This window comes from Altererythrobacter sp. Root672, assembly GCF_001427865.1.
Lineage (GTDB): Bacteria > Pseudomonadota > Alphaproteobacteria > Sphingomonadales > Sphingomonadaceae > Croceibacterium_A.
In genome coordinates this window covers 1,826,461-1,848,046 of the sequence record NZ_LMHH01000001.1, presented here as the reverse complement: position 1 = coordinate 1,848,046, position 21,586 = coordinate 1,826,461, and the positions used below count along the sequence as shown (strand labels likewise).

15 protein-coding genes are annotated in these 21,586 nt (G+C 65.6%); 4 read left to right on the top strand and 11 right to left on the bottom strand.

What is annotated here, in order from left to right:
- The first annotated feature begins 79 nt into the window (after window positions 1–79).
- The 4 genes from ASD76_RS08885 to ASD76_RS08870 all read left to right on the top strand — a co-directional run bounded on the left by ASD76_RS08885 (window position 80) and on the right by ASD76_RS08870 (window position 5,194).
- Complete coding sequence (locus tag ASD76_RS08885; protein ID WP_082553699.1) at window positions 80–2,296, top strand: ParB/RepB/Spo0J family partition protein; 2,217 nt, start codon at window positions 80–82, stop codon at window positions 2,294–2,296.
- Window positions 2,297–2,719: 423 nt separating this feature from the next.
- Window positions 2,720–2,932 (top strand): sigma factor-like helix-turn-helix DNA-binding protein, encoded by a 213-nt coding sequence (locus ASD76_RS08880; RefSeq protein WP_055921360.1) that lies wholly within the window; start codon window positions 2,720–2,722, stop codon window positions 2,930–2,932.
- A gap of 270 nt (window positions 2,933–3,202) precedes the next feature.
- On the top strand, window positions 3,203–4,165 hold the full coding sequence (locus ASD76_RS08875; RefSeq protein WP_055921357.1) for a DUF2493 domain-containing protein: 963 nt from the start codon (window positions 3,203–3,205) through the stop codon (window positions 4,163–4,165).
- 117 nt (window positions 4,166–4,282) lie between these two features.
- Entirely contained in the window at window positions 4,283–5,194 is a 912-nt protein-coding gene (locus tag ASD76_RS08870; RefSeq protein ID WP_055923101.1) for a HEPN domain-containing protein, read from the top strand.
- 91 nt (window positions 5,195–5,285) lie between these two features.
- Here the strand turns inward: ASD76_RS08870 and ASD76_RS08865 are convergent, their stop codons facing one another.
- The 11 genes from ASD76_RS08865 to ASD76_RS18220 form a co-directional block, all read right to left on the bottom strand.
- Entirely contained in the window at window positions 5,286–10,106 is a 4,821-nt protein-coding gene (locus ASD76_RS08865) for a DUF3883 domain-containing protein (protein ID WP_156457609.1), read from the bottom strand.
- Window positions 10,107–10,173: 67 nt separating this feature from the next.
- Entirely contained in the window at window positions 10,174–11,358 is a 1,185-nt protein-coding gene (locus tag ASD76_RS08860) for a PD-(D/E)XK nuclease family protein (protein ID WP_055921351.1), read from the bottom strand.
- Between the two features lie 6 nt (window positions 11,359–11,364).
- Window positions 11,365–13,791: a UvrD-helicase domain-containing protein gene (locus ASD76_RS08855; protein WP_156457608.1), complete on the bottom strand. Its 2,427-nt coding sequence runs from the start codon at window positions 13,789–13,791 to the stop codon at window positions 11,365–11,367.
- A gap of 497 nt (window positions 13,792–14,288) precedes the next feature.
- Complete coding sequence (locus ASD76_RS08850) at window positions 14,289–15,065, bottom strand: HAD family hydrolase (protein WP_055921348.1); 777 nt, start codon at window positions 15,063–15,065, stop codon at window positions 14,289–14,291.
- Complete coding sequence (locus tag ASD76_RS08845) at window positions 15,062–15,979, bottom strand: hypothetical protein (RefSeq protein ID WP_055921345.1); 918 nt, start codon at window positions 15,977–15,979, stop codon at window positions 15,062–15,064. Before ASD76_RS08845 ends, ASD76_RS08850 begins: the two co-directional genes overlap by 4 nt.
- Window positions 15,976–16,689: a 7-cyano-7-deazaguanine synthase QueC gene (gene queC, locus ASD76_RS08840; RefSeq protein ID WP_055921342.1), complete on the bottom strand. Its 714-nt coding sequence runs from the start codon at window positions 16,687–16,689 to the stop codon at window positions 15,976–15,978. The genes ASD76_RS08845 and queC overlap by 4 nt, the downstream gene beginning before the upstream one ends.
- Window positions 16,686–17,054: a 6-pyruvoyl trahydropterin synthase family protein gene (locus ASD76_RS08835; RefSeq protein WP_055921339.1), complete on the bottom strand. Its 369-nt coding sequence runs from the start codon at window positions 17,052–17,054 to the stop codon at window positions 16,686–16,688. The genes queC and ASD76_RS08835 overlap by 4 nt, the downstream gene beginning before the upstream one ends.
- 4 nt (window positions 17,055–17,058) lie before the next feature.
- The gene (gene dbpB / locus ASD76_RS08830; protein ID WP_055921336.1) at window positions 17,059–18,114 is read right to left on the bottom strand and encodes a DGQHR domain-containing protein DpdB; all 1,056 of its coding nucleotides are present in this window, start codon (window positions 18,112–18,114) and stop codon (window positions 17,059–17,061) included.
- Window positions 18,111–19,394, bottom strand: coding sequence for a tRNA-guanine transglycosylase DpdA (dpdA, locus tag ASD76_RS08825; protein WP_055921332.1), 1,284 nt, complete (start codon window positions 19,392–19,394; stop codon window positions 18,111–18,113). Before dpdA ends, dbpB (ASD76_RS08830) begins: the two co-directional genes overlap by 4 nt.
- Window positions 19,391–20,497: a DGQHR domain-containing protein DpdB gene (dbpB, locus tag ASD76_RS08820; protein WP_055921329.1), complete on the bottom strand. Its 1,107-nt coding sequence runs from the start codon at window positions 20,495–20,497 to the stop codon at window positions 19,391–19,393. The genes dpdA and dbpB (ASD76_RS08820) overlap by 4 nt, the downstream gene beginning before the upstream one ends.
- Window positions 20,494–21,306 (bottom strand): hypothetical protein, encoded by an 813-nt coding sequence (locus ASD76_RS18220; protein WP_156457607.1) that lies wholly within the window; start codon window positions 21,304–21,306, stop codon window positions 20,494–20,496. Before ASD76_RS18220 ends, dbpB (ASD76_RS08820) begins: the two co-directional genes overlap by 4 nt.
- Window positions 21,307–21,586: the final 280 nt, after the last annotated feature.

Here is a 21,586-nt window from a genome sequence, read left to right as displayed (position 1 = left end):
GGAGAGAGGAAAGGGGGCGGGAGGGCGGGTGAGCGACGGGTGCGGAATGTCCGTGCCGGCTCTCATCCGGAGACCTTCGATGATCACCACCATTCCCCTCGACAAGCTTGTGGCGTCCGATTGCAATGTACGCCAGCGCGTCGACGTCCAGGCAGACCTTGAACTCAAAGCCGACATTGCCACGCGCGGCTTGCTGCAGAACCTCGTCGTCACCAAGGCGAAGAAGCCGCGCGGGCATTTTGCGGTCGAGGCCGGCGAGCGGCGCCGACGCGCGCTGCAGTTTCTGGCCGAAGACGGCGCGCTGCCGATGGACTACCCGGTGCCGTGCCTCGTGGTCGACGTCGCGGACGGGCAGGAAGCCAGCCTGGCCGAGAATTTCCAGCGCCTCGCGATGAACCCGGCAGACGAGTGCCTCGCGTTCCAGGCGCTGATCGAGCAGGGTTCGGACGTCGAGGGCGTGGCGCGGCGGTTCGGGCTGACCCAGCGGTTCGTCGAGGGGCGGCTGCGTCTCGCCGGGCTCGCTCGGGAAGTGTTCGAGGCGCTTGGCGCCGGCGAGATCAGCCTCGATCTCGCCAAGGCCTATGCGGCCACCCCCGATCGCGAGCGCCAGGCCTGGGTCTTCGAGCAGCTGTCGGGCTACGGGGGCCAACACCCCGACAGCGTACGGCGCATGATGACCCAGACGACCGCGACCGCGAGCGACCGGCGCGCACGGTTCGTTGGCGAGGAGGCCTACCTCGCCGAGGGCGGTCGGATCGAGCGGGACCTGTTCGAGGACGGGGGCGCGGCCCGCTGGCTCGACGTTGCCCTCCTCGAACGGCTCGCGACCGAGAAGATGGCGGTGCTGGCGGATGAGGCGGCGGCCGAGACCGGGCTCGCCTTCGTCCGACCGACGCTGGAGAGCTGGATCGGCTACGGCCGGCTCGATGGGCTGCGCAGGGTCGCGGTCGACGCGCCCGAGCTCAGCGAGGAGGAAACCGCCGCGATCGATGTCCTCCAGGGCGAGATCGACAGCCTGTCGGACGTGATCGAGGACGAGGACGCCGAGCCCGAGGCGCAGGAAGCCGCCGAAGCGCGGATCGGCGAGCTGGCCACGCAGATCCAGGCGATCGCCGACAAGCCCCCGGTGCTGGACGACGCGCTCAAGGCCATGCTGGGGACGTTCCTGTTGCTCGACGACGAGGGCAGGCCTCGGCTCGACAGCGGCTATTTTGCCGAGATCGTCGAGGACGCCGAGGAGGGCGAGGGCGGTGACCCCGCCGCAATGACCGATGCTGTCGCTGCCCGCGCTGCGGGCGGTCGCGAGCGCAAGCCGGCCGGGCTGGCGCAGAAGCTGGTTGACGAGCTCGCCATCCAGCGGCGCGACATTCTCGCGCTGCACCTCGCGGTCGATCCCGCGCTGGCGCTCAACCTCGCGGTGTTCCTGATGGCCGATCGCGAGACCGGCGGACACTGGCATGACCGGAGCGGGTCCTCGCTCATGGCGAGCCCGCCGTCCGACCCGGTGGTCGGGTTCCGCACGCCGGGCGCGGCGGCGACGCTCGGGCGCCAGCAGCTCGTCGATGCGCTCGAGCGCGGCTGGACCCAAGGCGAGACGCGCGCCGAGCGGTTCGACCTGTTCCGCGCCATGTCTGACGACGCTCGGCTCGCCTGGCTCGGCCACTGCGTCGCCGACACGCTCGAGGCGAGCCTCAACCACCCTGGCGGACGGGCCTGCGCGCTGCACGACCATCTCGGAGAGCTGCTCGGGATCGAGGTTGCGCGCTGGTGGCGGCCGACCGGGGCGAACTACTTCGACCGGGTGCCCAAGAGCGTGGCACTCGCCGCGCTGCTCGAGGTCGGCGGAGAGGAGCTGGCGGCGCGCCATGCGAAGGCCAAGAAGGCCGAGCTGACCGAGGCCTGCGAGCGCCTGTTCGCCGGCGAGCTGGTCGTCGAAGCCGAGGTCCGCGCGGCGGCGCTGGCCTGGGTCCCCGAGGCCATGCGGTTCGCGGCTGTTGAACCGTCCGAACAGGCGGACAAAGCCCTGCAGGCGGACCCGGCGGAGGCGGACGGGGAGACGCTGGAGGACCGGGCGGCGGACGCGGAGGACGCGAATGCTGCGGCTGTCGCCCCGTTCGACGATGGCGCTGCGGGTGAAGCGCAGGCCGGGCCCGTGGATACCCCCGTCGATCCGGAAGAAGCGCACGGTGAACCCGGAGAAGGCGGTGAACCGGGCAAGCGCGGAGCCAGCCCGGAGGCCGTGGACGAACCGAACAAGGGCGCTGTCCAGCCCGACCCCCTGGAGGAAGCGGCCTGACGTCTCCGGGCCCTTTCTCCTCCGGGCGGCCGTCCGATCGCGGTCGCCCGGATCTCCTCCCATTCATCCTTCCCGGCAGCGGCCGGGGGCGGCGTGCCGGACTTGGTCACAAGCGGCCGCAGGGTGCGTCCAACGGGATATGCAGGCGCGCCCCACTATCCGACGCGATCATGCGCTTTCCGACGACCCTCGCTGAGATGCCTCGCTGACCGGCTGTCACAACCTCATCCGGATGGGGCGGCAGCAGCTCACAGGAGATTGGCAACATGGGGTCCGCCGGCCGGCCGTTCGCCTCCCGGCGTCCCCGCCATCCCCGACCCCTGCCTGGATCGCAGGTCCCAAGGCGCCCTGACGAGCCGGCTCGGCCTGCCCAGTCCTGGCCCCGACGAGCTCGAATTTCAAACACCTGTCTGGAGATTGCCGATGACACGCGAGCGTCCCCTCCCGAGCGTCGAGCAGCTTGAGGCCGCTGCCCTGCGGCTGCGACGCAACGAGCGTGAAGTTCTCGAGCTCGCGGCGGGCAAGCGCCTTTCAAACGCCGCGATCGCCGAGCGGCTCGGCCTGCCCATCCATGTCGCCGAGCGTCTCCTCGCCCGTGCGCTGCGCAAGCTCGATCGTGCGCTCGAGCGGCTCTGAGGCGCTGGCGAGCTCGGCGCTATTGAAGGTTGGTGCGCTCTGTTCCGGCAGGCGCCTCGCCCGGCGCGCGAGGGCGCCCTGACCCACCTGTCCCCGCGCGCAACCCGCCGGGCGTTCGGCCCGTGTTGCCTCGCTCGCGCGAGGCTGCCCGCGCCAGCCGACCTCCCGGGGGTTTCCCCGCGCGTCGCGCGGGTGCGCACGGGGACTTGCGGCGGGTCGGAGAGGGCGCCGGCGCCGGGCGGTCCGGCGTCCTGCCAAGGAGACGATGCCATGCACACCACACTTGCCGCGCAGCTCGCCCAGCTCGAACTCGGCCACCTCGCGCTCGAATGGGAGGCGCGTCCTGCCTCGGTCGAGCTGCCCGAACTCGACGCCGTCGACCAGACGCTTGCCGCGATCTGGTCGGACCTCTTTGCCCTGTTTCCCGATACCGCGCTCGAGGACGACGCCGAGGAGATTGCCTGGGGCTTCGTCAACCTGTTCCATCGCGCTTCCCGCAAGCGCAGCGCGCAAGTCGACCGCGCGACCGACGAGATCCGTTGCCTGCTGGCCTCGGCCGATGGCTCGGAAGTCCACGCGAGCGAGCTCGAGAAACAGGTCGAGCGCGCGCACGCGGCCGAGCTCGCGATGCTCGGGCTCGAGACCTTCCGCGAGGCGGCAGCGATGCTCTACATTAACGAGACCGGTTCGGCCTGGCGGCCTGCGACGGACTCGCGTCTCAATCACGGGCACACGCTGACCTCCGCCGTGATCGACGGTCGCGACTACTTGCGCGCCCGCGCCGAGACGCAGCGCCGCGCGGCCTTTCCCTCCGGGACGCCGGTCTTGTTCGCCGGCGGTCGGCAAGCTTTTTCCAGCGAAGCAGAGACAAAGGCGCTCGCAACAGCCGTGTGGGACACGCTCGACAAGGTCCGCGAGCGGGTTGCCGACCTCGTTCTCGTCCACGGCGGCGACACCAAGGGCCTCGACCGGCTCGCGGCGTCATGGGCCGAGCAGCGCAAGGTGCCCCAGGTCGCTTTCGCGCTCGAGCGGCGGCTTGGCGCACGGGCGGGGTTCCGGCGCAACGAGCAGATGCTCGGGCTCGCGCCGCGCTACCTCGTGGCGTTCGCGGGCAACGGCGTGCTCGAACGCCTGGTCGTCCAGGCCAAGTCGCAGGGCATCGCGGTGATCGATCGCCGCGGACCGCTTGGTACCCATCCCAAGCGCGCCGCGCGCGAAGCCGCAAAGTCGTGAGGTCACGTCGGGCCGGGCCGTCTTGTGGCGGTCCGGCCGTGCCGCCGGCCTTCGCGGCAAGCCTCGGCCCGTTGATTTCGCTTGTTCTTTGAAGCCGTGAAGGCGAGGATTCGTGCAATGAGGGACGATCTCGATCATTTGCCTGAGGCGAAGCGGCGAGAGCTCGCGCATGTGGTCGAGGCCATCCGCGAGGGCTTTGCGTTCGCGATAGCGCGCCGCACGATGCCCGAGCTACGCGGAGGGCGGCTGCTCAAGATCGTGCTATTCGGGAGCTACGCGCGCGGGGACTGGGTCGAGGACCCGGTCGGGCGGTATTTCTCCGACTACGATCTGCTTGTGATCGTCGATCGCGAAGCTCTGACCGACGTGCCCGAGTTCTGGGCGAAGACCGAGGAGCGGCTGCTTGCAGATCTGGCGGCGGGGCAAGAGCTACGTACGCCGGTCAGCCTGATTTATCACAGCCTAGATGACGTGAACGACAAGCTGCGGCTCGGGCGGTACTTCTTCATCGACATCGTGCGCGATGGGGTGGTGCTGTTCGAGGAGCCAGGGTTTGCGCTGGCGGAGCCGCAGGTGCTGACGCCGGCTGAGGCGTTGCGCGAAACAAGGGAGTATTACGAGGAGTGGTTTGAGAGCGCGGGAAAGTTCAAACGCGCCGCCGATTTTCTAAGAGGTGACAACGCCCCGAGAGAAGCCGCGTTCAATTTGCACCAGGCAACTGAGCGCCTCTACCACTGCCTATTCCTGGTGCGCACGCTCTACAGTCCGAAGACGCACAACCTGAATCAGTTACGTCAACTTGCCGAGGACATCGAGCCGCGGCTCAAAGACGTTTGGCCGCGAGACACCAAGTTTGAGCGGCGGTGCTACGAACTGCTGCGCGAGGCTTATGTGAAGGCACGGTACTCACGGCACTACCGGATCACAGAAGAGCAACTGGAGTGGTTGTCAGGGCGAGTCGAGTTCCTGCAGGTGACCGTTCGACAATTGTGCGAGGAAAGGATTTCGGCGCTGGCGGAGGCGGCTTAAACTAGCTCTGGAATACGTAACGGGCTGTCCACTTTGCGCCCATGGTTGTCGTTCAGACTCCACCCGCTCCGATCTCCAAAGCTGCCGTTCCTCACGCGACGAAGGTGAGCATCGAATTGAACGGGATGAACTTGCGGCCGTCTATCGGGAACTCGATCAGCACGAAATCGCCGGCGCCGCGGTGTTCCACCGAGAGCACGGTCCCAACGCCCCAGACCCGGTGTCTGAGCTTGACCCCCGCCACGAGGTTCAGCTGCCTCGGGCCGCCAGTCTCCTCGGCCATGCCGCTCCAGCCATGGTCGAACCAGTATTCTGCGACCTTCGAGAAGGGGTTCGCAATCGCGTGCACTTTTTGGGTCTCGAGGTCGCAGGCGTTCTCGACGACGTATATCCAGAACTGCTCTGGGTGCTCGCGCGCCATCTCGTACTGCACGCCGGTGAGCTTGATGCCGCGCTCGTTCCAGGCTGACGCGAGGCCCTTCACCTCGATGAGGCGAGTGCCGGCGCCATCCTCGTGTGCGGAGCGGATGTCGAAGCCGGGATTCGAGTGGAGCTGTTCGACAGGCAGGCGGCGCGCGTGGCGCTCATACTTCAGGGCCGCCTCGATGGCCGCGATGTCGATCTTCGCTGCCTCCGCGCGCGCCCGGTCGTTGCTCCCGTCGCCATTTTGGGTCGCGGCCTCTGTGGACACCACGTAGGCAAGGAGCCGACTGCGCCTAGTCTGGCCGTCCGGCGGTGAAGCACTCCCGGACGTGCCCGCGCCACCTCCATTTCCGCCGGAGCCGGGGTTGCCAGACCCGGATCCCGAGCTGTTGCCTGAACCTGTCCCGGCGCCGGAGCCGGTCGAACCGCTATCGTGCTGTCCGGAGTCACCGCCGCTTGGCTGCTTAGCCCCGCCGGCCCCGCCGCGCCGATCGGTGTCGCCGTCAGCTTCGTGGTTCTTGTCGTTCTCGTCCTCGATTCCGTTGCACTCGGCTTCACCACCATCGTCGTCGTGAGCGCCCCCACTCCCATCCCCATCGCCTTCCGTGGCGCCCGACGCATCCGGTCTTGTGTCCCCCTCCTGAGACAAGTCTTCCGCGTCGCCATCTTCATCGGGATCCTCGAGATCGTCGAACGCCTCGCCGCGATCGCCGTCCCGGCCCTCGTTGGAGGGCGGCGGGCTGTAGTCCGCCGTCCGCAGCGCCTGCTCCGCCTCCGCCGCCGAGGCCGCTGCTATGACATAGACGGCCGCCATGATGACGGGGCGCACGTCGGCGTCGTGCGGTACGAGGTCAAGCTGCGCGAACAGGTCGCGGAACGCGGCGCTCCAATCGAGTGGACAGCCAGGGGCCTCCCGCATGTGGAGCACGTTGCGGTCCGCATCGTAGAACGCCGCGACCGGCGCGGCCGCGGAACGGGTTGGCGGGTCGGAGGTCAGTAGCTCGGCTCGAACATGCAGCGTGACCGTGAGGCACACCTCGAGGTCGAGTAGTGCGCGGAGCAGCCTTTCGCGCCCGCCCGCGGTGGGCGCCAGCCACAGCAGCAGATCGGCGCGTTCAGCTACGCGCTCCGTCACGTCCTGCGACTTCCGATTGTCCGGGTCTGTCGCGAGGCGCAGCCGGGCGATGGTCGACAGCCGGCGAACGCCTAACGCCTTGAAGAGCCTTATCGCCGAGCTTCGCGGGCAGCTCGGTGTGGACACGAGCTGATCGTCGAGGGCGCCGTCGAACGGGGCAACGAGCCATTCCGCGTCCGACCAGATCGCATCCTCAGGGAAGATGCCCTCGCCGAGCAGGTTCGTAAGGATCGGGTGAGGTCCGACCTCCTTCCGGAGTTCCTCCGGCGTGAGCGCGCCCGACTCGATTGCCTCAGCGATGACGGCGAGGCAACGGTCCTGGATCAGCAGGTCGTCGCGGTTAAGACTCCCCTCGCTGGCGAGTTGAACAAGCATCCCGGCGTAGTGCCGGGGCTCCGGCCTGTCGGAGACCCCGAGATTGCGGTAAAGCGGCGAGCGCAGATGCATGTTCTGCGATGCCGCGTGCCAGCGTCCGCGAAACGGCGGCGCCTCCCAAAACACTTGGTCGGCCGTGAGCCAGCGCTTCTCGGCCGCGACGTAGATGAAGGCGGATCCGCGGAGGGGTTCCAGTGAGGCTGCGCTGGTCTCCACGCCTTCGGAAAGCATCTGGTAGGTAATGTCTGAGGGCTGGATCTTGTCGGCCATACAGTGGCGGAGATGCGCCACGACGATGGAGGTCGGCGGCTCGTCCGGCATCTCGAGAAAGTCGAGGAAGTCGGTGAGGCCGCGGACCTGCGTAGAGCGAAACACTGAGAGGTCGGGGACGCGCGCCTGCGAGGCGAAGCCGGTGGCGCGGAAGGGACGGTAAACCTCATGGGGGGCATACCATGCCTCCTCCCGCTGGCCATCGAGGGAAGCCGGTAGCCATTCGAGATCACGCAGGCGCTCCAGGTCCGACCGCTCGGCGTCGCTCATCGAAGGCAGCCGCTCGACCAGATGCCGCGAGATCGCGTTGAGCCGCTTTGCAGTCTCGTCGTTCGGCGTGCCCTGGGTGAGCAATTCGATGCGGTCTACTAGATGCCGGGCCAGAGCGTGCCGCGGCAGGCCCAATTCGGATTCGAGCAAGTCACGCAGACGCGCCTGGGTGCCGTCTCCCGGAAGCCAGTTCTCGTCCACCCACCGCTCGCCTTCCTGACCGAGCGCCGCCTCGAGCGCTGCCGAGAAGAAGTAGACGTCCGGGGCGCGGGAGTAGCCACCGGCCCGGTTGCGAACGAAGCGCATCTGCCCGAGCGTGGCGAGTGCGCCGCCGGCCGCCAGTTCGCGCCAGTGCTGCGCGAGTTCGCGCATCAGGCTACGATATTGCGACTGCGTGGGCTCGCCCGCGAGGATTTCCGCTAGGTGCTTGCGCACGTAGTCGCAGAACGACAGAGTCTCAACGCCGAGCGCCGACTGGGCGAGGCCCAGCATCGCGGGCGGCATCACCGCCACGTCGACCACTGCTAGGTGTCCGATTGGATCGTCGAAACCCCCAGGCAGCAGGCCCCGGCGCGGAGAGGTAAACCCCGAGCGGGTTCGCAAAATGGGTGTGTCGGCGAGCGCAATTCCGTCAACCTCTCGATCACTGCCGGCGATTGCGACCAGGAGTTCGTAGAAGGCCCGCACTCGATGGGCCGGCGCGCCGATGACTGCGGTTGCATCCGCCGCGGTCTCGATCCGCTCCGCAAGGTGGCCCGCAAACTCGGCAAATCCGTATCGCGGAATCAGTGGCAGCAGTGACGCCCGTCCGGCCAGTTCGGGGTGCGCAAACACAACCTCGGAGACGAGCGCGTTGATTTGTTCCGTCGTGACGCCGGGTGGCGGCGTCCGCATATCCGCGAGGTTGTGGAGTCCGCCGTCATGTCCCGGCGCGAACCGGACCCCGCGGAGTCGCGCCAGTGCCGGCTCGGCGCCTGGCGTCTTGATGCCTGCCTCTACGATACCGTCGATCGCGCTCAACAGCGTCGCCGTGGGCGGTGATGGTGCCGGGTCCGTGACGCCGTAGGCCTCCACAAGCGCATCGATCATCGCGCTAAGGCGCAGCGGCTTGGCTCCCAGCGTCGAGAGCGCGGTCCAGTGCGGGCGCAGGTCGGGATGGAGGAGGTTGAGGCCAATGCCCGCAAGCGCAGCCTGCTGGTCGGCCGGCATCATCTCCGGAGGGAGGTGGCTGGTCGCAATGCTACACCACTCATCCTCAACGGACCACGAGCAGTCGTAAACCCGCGCGGCCTCCGCGAAGCGGTCCCAGAAGATGGCGAACGCCCCTTCGCCTCTCAGCGCCAGCGCCGAGCTGCCGATCTCCCACAGTCGCTTCGCGCCGATCTGGCCGCATAGCATCACGAAGCTGTCGGCGATGGCGGTGGCCGCCGTCTCGAGGAGCAGTTCGTTCCAGTATCGGTCGTGCTGCTCGCCCGTAAGCACGATCGCACGGCGGTTTGGGTGCGGGAAGAAGTCCGCATTGATGTGCATCGGCAGGCGTGATGACTGCTCAGTGGGCAGGAAGGCGTAGAGAAGGCCTTCGAACGGCCGATCGTCGAGCGGTATCGCAACCGTCACGGCGGCCGAGCGGTCGAGTTCCACCAGCATGGGGAAGCGCGTCTTGAGCTTCAGCTCGTCCGCACGCACGGCAGCGTCCGTCTTCAGGACGAGCCAGCTCTCCTCGCTGCTACCCGGCTCCTTATTAAGCGTGAGCACATCGCCGTCGCGCCCGATCGAGACCGCGTGGACTAGTTCCCCGTCGACCAGCAGTTCAATGCGCTCGAGTCTCCGCAGAAAGAACAGTCCGCGGTCCATCACGTCGCGTATCTCGCCGGCCACGCGATCGCGGACGTCCGTTGGGGTGGGGGAGGCGTTGAGCGCGTTGCGCGTCGCCGACTGGCTGGAGGCCCATGGCAGTTCGAACTCGGTGCCATCGACCTCATCGATTCGGTGGGTGGGGCTCACGGAGTTGAGCGGGTCGAGACGCATCTGGAGATCGCGTGACCTGATGACAGGCGAGTCGGTGATCTGGTAGACCGAGACGAACCCGATGCCGAAACGGCCGATCTGGGAGCCCACGTTGATCTTGCTCCGGCTTCCCATGCGTGAGATCGCGTGGAAGTTGCACGGCCGCGCGATCCCTTCTGCGTCTCCGGTGGCGAGGTAGGGGCAAGCAGTTTCGGTCAGGCCGCAGCTGGAGAAGCGTTCGCTGTTCCAGACGTGCAGCCCGTCCTCGCGAACGTCGAAGCGCATCGCAGCGGCGCCGGCGTCGTCGGCGTTCTGGATGAGCTCCAGCGCCATTATGTCGAAGCCTTGTAGTCCCGCGAGCGCCTGCTGGATGTTGCCGAGCAGATCGGCCTCGTAGCGCTGCATTACCGGCGCGGGCGCGGTCCCAGTCATGACCACCGTGCTCAACGGCCGAGCCCGACGTCGAGGGTCGCTGGCCTGCCGCTATTACCCACGACGCTCAGATCTCGTCCTCGATCAGATCTTCGGCCCCTCTAGGGTTGCCGTTGCGCAAGTAGCCATCGCAAAAGTATCGGAAGTCGCAGGCCGCGCAGGTCTTCCTGTCGTTGCAGTTGTCGTCCCAGGTCTGGAGGATACTGACCGCCTCCGCCTCGAGCTTCACCCGCCGCTCGATGTTCGCGACAGTGTCGTCGAAGGCGCTGGTCGCCTCCGCGATGCTGGCCTCGTCTACCTTGATGACACGTACAGCCCGGGCGAATCGGAAGTCGTCGCTGAGGTCGGCTCGGCTGCCGGGACGCCAGTTCTCGAGAATGCGGCGATCGCTGTCGCGCGTCGGCGCGATGTCGGTGCGGCCGTGGCCGATATCGGTCCGCATCAGACCTATGTCGGCGTCGCCGGGGGCAAGCTCATTGATGTAGATGAGGATCCCCGCGGCCACCTTGCGGCTGCGGCGCTGCTGGTGTCGCAGCCAGGCGTAAGTCTGCACCTGCCATGCACCGTCCTGCCACTCCGCGCTGTCCGTCCGCGGGCGCCGGCTTCCCTTGTAGTCGACGATGACCTCGAACTCGCCCTCGAGTTCGGGGCACACCTCCTGCACCGCGCGTCGGATGAGGTTGTCGGTTGGGGCGCCCGTCAGCTCGATCTCGGTGAGGACGTCGATCACCCCGTGAAGGGCATAGCGCTCCGCCCGGAAACCCTCAGCCTCAGCCTGTGGCACCGAGCGCGTGCCGAGAACTCGCTCCTCGGCCTGGGCGATCAGCGGGAAGAGGTGCGGGCCGAGCATGTTGAGCGCGGCCTCGACGCGGCGGTAGGCCGCCGTGCGGGCTGCCCGGCTGCGAGCGCGCTTGTTCTGGTGAAGAAGCGCCTGCTCCACCGGCCAGCCGAGGTTGCGGACGTCGTGGGGCGAGACCCCCGGCGGAGGCTCGGCGATCGGGTCAGACACCGTGATCCGAGTATATGGGAGCGGGAAGGAAAGGGTGCCGCCGCCGCTCTCCCACAGCCGGTAGGCGTTCTCCAGCACGCCGTGGATGAACTCGCCATACCAGAGCTGAACCGGCCGCGAGGGCGGCAACGAGCTGCCGTTCTGGTACCGGTACTGTCGTGCGCAGCGCCGGAAGGACAGGAGGTCGCCCGTCAGCGAGTATTCCGGGACAAGGCGCTCGGGGCGCTTTCTGGCCAGCAGCATGTCGGCTCATATCCTGATGAATGGCAGTTGGTCGGCGTCGACTGGGGGCCTGTGCATCGTTGGGTCGCTGATCCACGGCCATGAGAGGTCTCGCCGCCAGAACTTGGCGACGTTCGGAATCTTGGTCCGGTATTGCAGACCTTGCTGGCAGCCTACCAGGAGCAGGAGGGTCTGCGGCCGGCTGTAGGCGACGTAATAAAGGCGAATGAGGTCCTCGAAAGTGCGCTGCATGCCGTCGCGCATCATCCGGGCGGGGCCGACGGGTGTGACGGCGGCGAGGTCGTCTTCCATGAGCGCGACCGAGGAAGGGTCCTCGGGGAAGCGCTTGAAGCGCTGGGCGGGACTGTTCTGTTTGAAGTCGGAAGACACGTCGACGATCACTAACGGAAACTCCAGCCCTTTCGCCTGGTGGATCGTCATGATGTTCAGCCGGTCGCGCGGGACGCTCGGCATGATTTCTTCGTCCACCGCAATGAGGTCCTCGGCGATCGGGCTGAAGAAGTCGCGGTAGGCGAACTGGATCGAGCGCTCGCGGTGCGGATCCTCGCGTTGAATCGCAGCCTTGTATCCCGAGAACGTCGAGGCGTTGGCGACGGTGCGCGTGATTGCCTCAAGGTAGACCTGGGCCTCAGGGTCGTCCTGGAAGGGGGCGAACCACGGCAGGAAGCTGTAGATGATGTCCAGCAGTGGCCACTCGTTCTCCTGGTCGGGCCCGCCCGCTGCGAAGTTCTGCCAGCGCAGCACGCGGTCCATGAGACGGTTGCCGCGGCCGTCGGCCGGGTTCAGGGAGAGCAATTCCTGCGCCGCGACGCGCCACTGGTTGAGGAAGCGCTTCGCGTCGTTGGTAATCGTTAGGCGTTCCTGGATTGGCCCCCCGCCGCCAATCGGAGCTGGATCGAGGCTCTCGAGCGCGAGCCCAAGGAACCGCTGGACGATCTCGATGTCGCGCAGGGCGCGCCCCCTGGGGTTGAACACGCCGATCCCGCGGCTCTCGAGCTCGGCCCTCAACAGCCGTGGCAACCGGTCGCGCCCTTCATTGCCCATGAAGCTCCGGGTCCGTTCGTTCACGGAGTGCGAGAGGAACACGGCGTCGCCGACGTCCCCTCCGTCCGTCGCGGGAAGGATGGGCTCCGCGAGGGTGTCCTCGTTCGCGCGCGGGATGCGGCCGCCCTGCCGGAAGAGCCGGTCGAGAAAGTCGGCGAGGTCGGTGGCAAGGGCCCCGGCGTTGCTGCGGAACATGCCCAGCACCCCGATCTCCGCCGGACCGGTCGTAGCGACGACCTGTCGAACATGGGGCGGCGGCAGGACCACGCGCGCACCGGAGAAGTCCACGTCGTTCTGAATGTAGTCGTTGAAGAAGGACACGATCTGCTCGGAGGAACGGTAGTTCTCCTCCAGGCAGACCAGGGTCGGCGTCTCGCAGCCCAGCGCCGCCACGCATCGGGTCTCGAAGTCGCGGAACAGCTCGATGGTGGCGCCGCGAAAGCGGTAGAGCGACTGGTCGTCGTCCCCGACGACGGTCAGGATCGCGTTCGTCCGGCGGACGAGTTCGAAGTAGATTGCCTCCTGCAGCGGGTTAGTGTCCTGATACTCGTCGACGAGGACGGCCTTCAGCTCCATCATACTGCGCGGCAGAATCCCTGCCTCAAGCTTTCCCAGAAAGGCCTGTTCGAGCAGCGCGAAGTCCAGCTGGTTGGTCGTTGCGAGATGCTGCTCGTAGCGCTGCTTTATGCGCAGGATGGCCTCTCGCGAGGCCTGGTCCTGGTGCGGCCCCACGAAAGCGGGGAGGTCGACGCGGTCCTGGATGAGCCGATCTACGATCGTGCGCACCACCGTGGTCGCGTCGCTGACCGTTCTCACTGGATCGCCGTTAAAGGCGTATTTGCCGAGATACGCCCGGAGTTCGTCGCCGACTGTGCTCAGCTCGTTGCCGATCTCGCCACGCCGCGCAAGCAGCGCACGGGCGGCTGATTCGTCGAGAACTACCGGTGGAGCCTCGCTGGGGTGCCGCATGTCGCGGACAGCTTCCTCGCAGATGCTGTCGAGCGTGCCCGCCATGTAGCGATTGACGTCGATGACCGACAGGAAGTCGGCGTATTCGGAGTCGCCCGCCGTTGTGGCCAGTCCAAGCAAGTGCTCCCGTACGTCGGTTCCCCATTCGATAAGTCGTGACCTGATCTCCCGTCCGGCCTTCTTCGTGAAGGTCGTGATGAGGATGTCCTCTGGCACGATCCTGTCGACAAAGGTTAGCGCAAGCGCCCGCAGGACGAGCGTGGTCGTCTTGCCTGTTCCGGGACCGGCCACCACGAACAGCGGCTTATCGCGCGCCGCCGCGACCGCCTCGCGCTGGCGCACATTCGGGCCGGTTCTCGAGAGTGCCGCGACCACCACGTTCGAGAACGTGTCGACCGTCGGCGCGATGGATGTCGTCAAGTTGCCGTTCTTCCCCGCTAGTCCCGGGGCCGATGCTAACCTGTCAAAGACCTGCCGTCCACGCGTCCGATTTGGGTTAAACGCGTCCGAGGCAACGAAATTCCCGCGCTTCGCCCTCCGAATACTGTGAATAGGAACTCTACGAAAGACCAGTAGCCCTCGCGCCTCAGTTCACACGCCAGGCGCGCGCCACATCCGTGCCCCTAGTCAGACAGGGACTCGCGCACGCCCGTTTTGCAGGTATGGATTTCGCCGCGGATGAGGTCCACTAGGGCGGCGCCAACGACCTTCGGTAATCCTCTACGTGGTCGCCTTGTCCTTCCATATGAGCGGCGCGTGGATGACGAAGCGAGTGTCGGAGGAGACAATCTTGAGACCGTTCCACCGCCGCCGCTCGCCGCCGAAAGTCTATTCTTCCTCTGCCCGCGCCGTATGCCCGCGCAGATTCAAACCGTCCGCGAACCGCCAAGGATGCCGATCTCTTGAGCCCCTGATGGCTAGGCGGAGGGTGCGGGCCTACTTTCGGGCGTGACTGCGTTCGAGATTATCCATTGGATGCCGGCAGCAAAATTTTCGGCCACATAGTCAGCTTGGATCCAAGCAATATCCGCCACCCAATTTGGCCGAAACTGGCTCGGGACGAGTACGCCAAAGCATCCTGCGGCCTGTGCCGGCGCGATGTCGCGGTCCGGCTGATCACCAATTACGTAGAGGTCCGACGGAAGGAACCGGTGGCGCTGGCGCGCGAACTGCGAGGCGTTCTTCTGAATCTCGCCGACACCCTGCACGAGAGCGTCAATGCCGAGCAGCCGCGCCGAGTTGCGCTGTCGTTCGGCTGGACCCTCGGTCAAAATCCAGACCGCTATCCCGGCATCCGCCGCGGAAGTCAGTCCTTCAACGACGCCTGGCAAGAGCTTTGGAACAGCGTGCAACGCGGCGATGTATGCTTCGATCAAACTTTCGACCTCGTCGTCCGCGAGATCGCCTGAGACGCGTCCCTCCACTATCGCTGCTGCCGCGGTTTCGGGGGTGAAGCCCTTAGTTGCGAGGGCAAGCGAACGCGCCAACATTGAAGGGGGATAGCGGAGATGGCGATGATCCGCCTGTGCCAGCGCCTGATCAAATCGGCGGACGTAGGCGAGCGCGTCGTCCCTCGGCCTATCAGCGAAGCTCTCGTCGATCGCCGCGAGCATTCCGAGCTGGGCATCCGCAAACACGGCATCGGTATCCCAAAGCGTGTTGTCCGCGTCTGCAAGTATCACGGGGCGGATCACCGATCGAACACCGCCAGAATGTTGAGGTCCATGCCCGCCTTCATCGTTCCGACAAGCCGGATGCCGTGATGATTTCCGCGGCGCACCAGGTTGTAAGCGAAGTCACCAGTATAATAGCGGCCGCCGAGGACCGCATGCAGATGCATGGCATCGCCCTGCGAGCCGATCGGCATCCGAAAATCGATCCAGCCGAGCCTGCCGTCCGTTCCCGCCGCCTCGATCAACTCCATCGCGGTGCGGGAGGAGAAACGCTCGGCCAAAGCTGCCCAATAGGCGCGCCTCGCTTCCAACTCGGCTCTGTCGGTGGGATATGTCGGCTTCTGCGCATCGTCCTTCCACAACTCGTTGATATACCTCTCAAACAGAAGTCTGGTGCCGCCCTTCTCGAGTTCGCACGCCATCGGTATGATTGGCGTTCCTGCGGCAACGTTAACGAAGGCAAGCATGCGAGGCGGGGCGACTGCCGCCTTCTCTAAGTCTGCAATCGCCAGCGTGCGGCCGGTGAAATCCCTCGCAGTGCCGTCGGTGTTTACGAACACGATGCGCTCTGGATGATTGTTCAGATAGGTGAGGGCGATCTCTTCGAGGCGGCGTCCGGCAGTATCAACTGGGACCTCTGTCAGCGACGAGGAGTCGGTGACTTTGTGGGCGTTTTCGTGCTCCGCCGTTCCCTTAGCCTCAAGTTTGAGCTTGCCCGTCAGGAACGACAGGCCGAGGTCGTAGCCACCGGTCAACTCCGCGCCAAACAGCCGCCTGCGTGTATCTTCGCTCGCATGCCCAACCTGACGGCTTTGCACCTCGTAGTCCGGTCGTACGACCGCGTCGAAGAGTCGCGCGACGAGAGCCTCGTCTACGAACAGCGGAGCGTCTAGGAGCCAGAGCAGCCGCTGTTGAGCTTCCGTGTCGCCACTCATGCCAGCGATCCATCCGAATAGGCCTGCCAGCCAGCTGCCCGCAGTTCGCAGGCGGGACATGATCCGCATCCAGACCCCCAGTCATGATCGTGTTCCCGGTCCCCGAGGTAGCAGCTGTGGCTCTCGGCGCGGATGATGTCGACCAGTACGTCACCTCCGAGGTCCTGGGCCAGCTGCCAGGTATCGCGCTTGTCGATCCACATGAGTGGCGTGTCGAGCACGAGCCGCGACGCCATGCCGAGGTTGAGCGCGGTCTGGAGCGCTTTGATCGTTTCGTCCCGGCAGTCCGGATAACCCGAATAGTCGGTCTCGCACACACCGGTTACGACATGCTTCAACCCGCGCTGGAATGCCGTGATCGCGGCGAAAGTCAGAAACACGAGGTTGCGGCCGGGCACAAACGTGCTGGGGAGTCCGTCGTCGCGGCTATCGATCGGCATGTCGCGCGTGAGCGCGCTCACGCTTACCTGCCCGAGCACCTCGAGATCGACTACTCGGTCAATGCCGAGACGGGCGCTCCAGGCGGGAGACACGGTGGCGAGCCGCCGACGGATCGGCTCGCGTACTTCCATCTCGATGGCGTGACGCTGGCCGTAGCGGAAGCCGATCGTCTCCACGCGCTCGAACCGGTCGAGCGCCCACGCGAGGCACGTCGCGGAATCCTGGCCGCCCGAGAACACGACCAGCGCCGAGGAGTTGGCGTGGCTCATTCAGCGTTTCCCTCATAACTGCAGCGATCGCCCTGGCTATCGCGGTACACCTCGACCCTGTGAAGATCAGGCAATGCCGGTTGGACCGTTCGCCAGATCCAAGCGCAGAGGTTTTCCAAGGTCGGCGGGCCGAGATCGACAACCTCGTCAAGCAGTCGGTGATCCAGGCCGGTGCACGCCTCGCTGAGCGCTGCCTGGAAAACGGATAAGTCGATGAGCATACCCGTCGCCGGCTCGGGTCTGCCGCGCACGGTCACCACCGCGCGATACGAGTGCCCGTGGATACGCAGGCTTCCCTCCGTTTCCACCTGGCGGTGGAGTGTGTGGGCGGACTCGAACCAGAAGGTCTTGCTCAGTTCCCACATGGCTTCATGCCGCCGCCGGAGCGATCCGGCCGGCGCGCCGAAGCAGCCGGACGACGTGGTGTGAGAGGAGGCGATAGTCGGCGTTTGTATTCTGGATGCTGTTCCAGGACCGTCGTTCGGAGCCGAAGTCCCATTCGCCCGAGGTCCAGTGCGTGTGCCCGCGCAGGTGATGCAGCCAGCGCTCGAAGCCCTGCCGGCTGGTCTCACCGTATCTTCCTGCAATTTCATCCATCGCAAATCCCATCGCTATCAGTCCCGCTCCATGGAGAAGGCGTGACGTCTTGGGCGTGTGCCCCTCCCAGTCTGAGGCGAAGGTCGAGCGCAGCGCTGCGAAGAATTCACTGACAATGCGCTTACCTTCCCCGAGAAGATCGTCGCCGTCGAGAAGGCGCAGCGCACCATCGCGCAGCGAGTTCATCAGGAACTTCTGCATAAGGGTGTCTTTGATGATCCCGTCGGGATTGGTCTGCTGGGAGATAAGGCCATGCAGCGAGGACGTCGGGTCGTAGTTAAGCGCCTCGATCAGAAGCGCGGCGCCGGCACGATCCGACAGGCGCGGAGGAAGCCCGGTGACGCCGGGCAACAGTTCATAAATCAGGGGCTTCGACAGCGGGCGCGTGTTGTTAATCAAGATGAACTGCCGGTTGAGCTCCAGCATGTCCTCACACAGGAAGGCCGAAACCGTGAGTTCGAAGTCGTTGTTGTCGAGGCCTGAGGCGGCGCACAGGCGCTGTTGTCCATCGACGACCCAGCCTTGCGGCCCATCAGACGTGTCAATCCGCAGCGTGCCATCGGCGTAGTTCGCGTGATCGGTCGAGAAGGCGAGCACGATCGAGTTGGGCAGCATTGCCTCGGGGGTCGCCAAATAGTCGCGAATCTCGCGGATGTGGGACGCGATCTGAGGCCGCTGGAAGCCGCTGAGGCGCCCGTCTTCCCGCCGGCCGATCCGTTCAATCCGCGCGATGTCGAGGATCTGGGCGGCGGTCGCGGTGAAGCAGACGACACGGGGCCCGCCCGCTTGGCGTGGTGATAGGGTGGGGGCAAAAGTGATCACGGTCATGCGGCGACTCTTCCGGTCCGGGCTGTGGCGTTCAGTTGTTGATGGAACACGTGGAGATTGTGCATCCCGCGGCGCTTGTTGCGGTTCGACGATCTAAAGATCACGACCTCCACGCCGATCTCCTGGCAGACGCGGCACGGGCATGTCTCCCAGTGCCGCTCGCGCAGGGTCGCGAGATAGGGTTCGCGCAACTTCGACAGGCGGAGCTCGTTCTGAAAGTCGTCATGTCCGTCCTCGCGAAGAGCGTAACGGCTATACGCGAGCACTGCCTCGACAGTGCCTTCAAGCTGCGCCCGATGAGCGGCGTAGGCCCGCACCTCCTCCAGCGCGTCGGCTTCGAGGCGTTGCAGGGCGCCCTCGTCCAGCAGCCCCTTGCGGGAGCCTCGCTTCGTGCGATTGCTTTCGATGGCCTGGGGGATGCGGATCGCCATGTTATAGGCGGTCTCGCCCGACGGCCCGATGGAGTAGTAGTTACGCTTCGCGTCCTTGAATGCCCGCAACAGTGGCGAGGTTGTGTCGAAGCTGGTCACATTATGCGCTGTGAGGCGGTCGAGGTCGTCGACCTTGCCGAAGCCGAGCACATGGAGTCGTATGCCGTACGGAATGGCGGACCGTATCTCAATAAGAGCACGGTCGATCTGGTCGATCTGGAGTGGCACCATGCCGCCAATCGCGAGATAGTCGTAGCCCATCTTTACCAGATCCGCGGCCGCGCTTGCCATGCTGCCTGGGGACCATCCCTGCACGACGCCCAGCGGCGTGAAAGACGGTCCGAGCCAACTTGCGGCGGCCTTGAACTCCTCGGCCAGTGAGAGCGTCATATCGTAGCGCTCGCGCGCGCCCGCAGTCGGATCGCCCTCGGCTTCGTCGAAGTCGAAGATAAGGTGGTCGAGCGAGCAGCCGTGGGTGAAGCGCGCGTCGTCGTAGAAGTCGATTGTGTCCTCTACCGTGTAAGGCGGCACGGCCTCGTTTCGGTAGGTGAAGGCACCGTTGTCGCCGAGCACCATCGAGCCAGGGAACTGGCTCTCCGGATATCGCAGGAAGGCGCGCGCGCCCTCGCGGCCGAGACGCAGGGCCTGCGCTTCGGAATACTTGCCACCCCCTTGCTTGCCGCCGACGATCCCACGCGAGATCAAGAGCCCGTCGTAGGGTGCGCTGCGAAGATATTCGTGCGGATACTCGTCGTCTTTGTGCGCTCGGCGCCCGGGAACCGACCGGTCCTCCAAGAAGTCGTATTCTGGATCGACGTAGTCGAGTGCGTCCGAGTAAAGGAACTTCATGCCGCCTCGAGCCTTGCGGTATCGCGTTCGAGCGCGATCAGGAGGTTGGAGAGCGCGCGCACGTCGCGAGGCGTGCATTGGAGGTCGTTCCAGTCGCGGTCGATCGATCGCCACCTACCTTCGGTCCAGCGGCAATGAGGGGCGATTCTCGCCAAGATCGCGCCAGCGTGAAGTCGGCCGTCACCCGCGTATGCGCGGCTCATGATCTGGTCCATGAGCACGCCCATGGCCGCAAGGCCTGCGCCGTGCATTAGCCGCGAGCGATCGGGTGCTAAGCCCCAAGCTTCTGGGAATGTGTCCCGTACCGCCCACCAAAAGTCGACCATTGTCCGGTACATGCCGTCGAGGTCCGCGCGTCCGTCGGGCAGAACGTGTGCGGCGAGCGCGCCTCGGGGATCGGCCATGCTGCGCCGGATCAGGTTGGTTACGTGTGAGTCGGTGACGACTGCGCCGTCACCCGCGTTGGAAGGCCGGACAATGAGGTCCTGGAAGGGTGAGCCCGGGGTGTCGTTGAGCACGCTGCAGAGCGTGCTCGGAACGCGACGGGCGGCGAGGTCGCGGGGCAGCATTGTGCCGACTGTAGGCAGGAGTTCATCGATGAGCCGGCGGTTGAGCGGCTTCGCCTTGTTGACGAGGATGAATTGCTCGCGGTGGACCGAGATATCGCCCGTCACGAACGCGACGACCGGCACAATCACTCCGGCGGCGCTGGACTGCGCCAGCGCGAGTGCTCGCTGCTGTCCGTCTACGATCCACCCCGCCTTGCGGCCCGGCCGGACCGGGATTGACAGCACGCCCACCTCGGCCCCCGCGTCCGCCTTCCGGTTCTTGGTGCCGCGCTTGCCGGCGAAGTGAACGCCCGGCGCAAGCGCGAGGATGAGGGCGTTGGGGAAGAGCACACCACCGTGGTCGAGGTATTCCGCGATTTGACGGACGTGTGTCTTTATTTCGGGGCGCTGGAAGCCAGCAATCTCGCCGTCTTCGCGGCCGACGCGGGCGATGTCCGCGATTTCAAGGATCCGATCTCCGTCAATGAAGAAGGCGTAGACCTCATGGTCGCCCTGGCGCGTACTGAGCGCATGGACGTGCATTGCTGCGCTCATCGCGCCGTCTCCCCGAGTTCTTCTCTGAACAGCTTGGCGAACCTGCCCTGCTCACACGAGAGCTTCCGCTCGTGGCGAAGCCAGGCAAGGGCCTTTGCGCCGCCTCGGCCACCATCGGCGAGGAAGCTGCGAATGGCCCGGCGCACTGTTTGGTCGTCGATCCGACGCTGCGGCGGCCGCTTGGTCGCTGGTGGCACTGCCGCGAGCCGTGCCGAGACCAGGCGGGACTGGACGTCACGGTCCACCATCTGATCAATTTTCGTGACGAAGTCATCGAGCGCTCGTGCTGCGAAGTCGATGAGCGTGCCAGCGATGCCGACCTGGTCGAGACGTTCGTCATACGGCATGAGGGTTCTCGCCAACTCATTCGGAAGGTGGCGTCCTAGTGTCCTTCCGAACAGTCGAAGCCTTCCTGGCGCGGCCTTCTCAATCGCGGTGAGGTCCTCCGCCACGAGGTCGAAATACGATTTGGACACAGCAACCAGCACCACGTCGTGACGGACTGCGTCCGTGACGAAATCTGAAGCAAACCGACCAGTCTGGACGGATTTCCACCAGGCCGACGGGTGGAATGGCCCGGTTATCCGCGCGGTAATCGAACCCGGCTTGTTCGGGCTGACCGTAAGATCGTAACCGGGGACTTCTCTTTCGCCTCGAACGAAGCCGAGACCTGCGGACAGCACAGCGAAGTCCGCCCCTGCCCGTTCGGCTGCACCACGTGCAATTGCGAAGGCGCGTCCTTTATAGAGGTCGCGAGCCGAAATCAGCGAAGCTTCCCTTTTCAGCCGCGCGGTCCATCGAGCGGCCACTTGCGGCTGGCTTCCGCGCTCGATCGTATTTGCGACGGCGTCGCTGCGAATACGCTTTCCCGACGCGCATGTTGTGACGACGAGGACACGCCTCGCAGCGCAACGCAAAACTGCGTCGTCACCGGAGGAATCGGGATGAAAAACTGCAGACAAGATGTTGTGGCCCATCAATGCGAATGCGCTTCATCTTGAGCGGTGTTCCGCTAAGACATGTGAGCTAACGCAAACGGGATACTGCTGTCAATCAGAGGGCCGACAGTTTTGCACCACTTCGGAGAAT

Excerpts from the sequence above, each read along its gene's own strand:
- ASD76_RS08885 (WP_082553699.1), top strand. The coding sequence starts at position 80 with ATGATCACCACCATTCCCCTCGACAAGCTTGTGGCGTCCGATTGCAAT.
- ASD76_RS08880 (WP_055921360.1), top strand. The coding sequence starts at position 2,720 with ATGACACGCGAGCGTCCCCTCCCGAGCGTCGAGCAGCTTGAGGCCGCT.
- ASD76_RS08875 (WP_055921357.1), top strand. The coding sequence starts at position 3,203 with ATGCACACCACACTTGCCGCGCAGCTCGCCCAGCTCGAACTCGGCCAC.
- ASD76_RS08870 (WP_055923101.1), top strand. The coding sequence starts at position 4,283 with ATGAGGGACGATCTCGATCATTTGCCTGAGGCGAAGCGGCGAGAGCTC.
- ASD76_RS08865 (WP_156457609.1), bottom strand. The coding sequence starts at position 10,106 with ATGACTGGGACCGCGCCCGCGCCGGTAATGCAGCGCTACGAGGCCGAT.
- ASD76_RS08860 (WP_055921351.1), bottom strand. The coding sequence starts at position 11,358 with ATGCTGCTGGCCAGAAAGCGCCCCGAGCGCCTTGTCCCGGAATACTCG.
- ASD76_RS08845 (WP_055921345.1), bottom strand. The coding sequence starts at position 15,979 with ATGAGTGGCGACACGGAAGCTCAACAGCGGCTGCTCTGGCTCCTAGAC.
- queC (WP_055921342.1), bottom strand. The coding sequence starts at position 16,689 with ATGAGCCACGCCAACTCCTCGGCGCTGGTCGTGTTCTCGGGCGGCCAG.
- ASD76_RS08835 (WP_055921339.1), bottom strand. The coding sequence starts at position 17,054 with ATGTGGGAACTGAGCAAGACCTTCTGGTTCGAGTCCGCCCACACACTC.
- dbpB (WP_055921336.1), bottom strand. The coding sequence starts at position 18,114 with ATGACCGTGATCACTTTTGCCCCCACCCTATCACCACGCCAAGCGGGC.
- dpdA (WP_055921332.1), bottom strand. The coding sequence starts at position 19,394 with ATGAAGTTCCTTTACTCGGACGCACTCGACTACGTCGATCCAGAATAC.
- dbpB (WP_055921329.1), bottom strand. The coding sequence starts at position 20,497 with ATGAGCGCAGCAATGCACGTCCATGCGCTCAGTACGCGCCAGGGCGAC.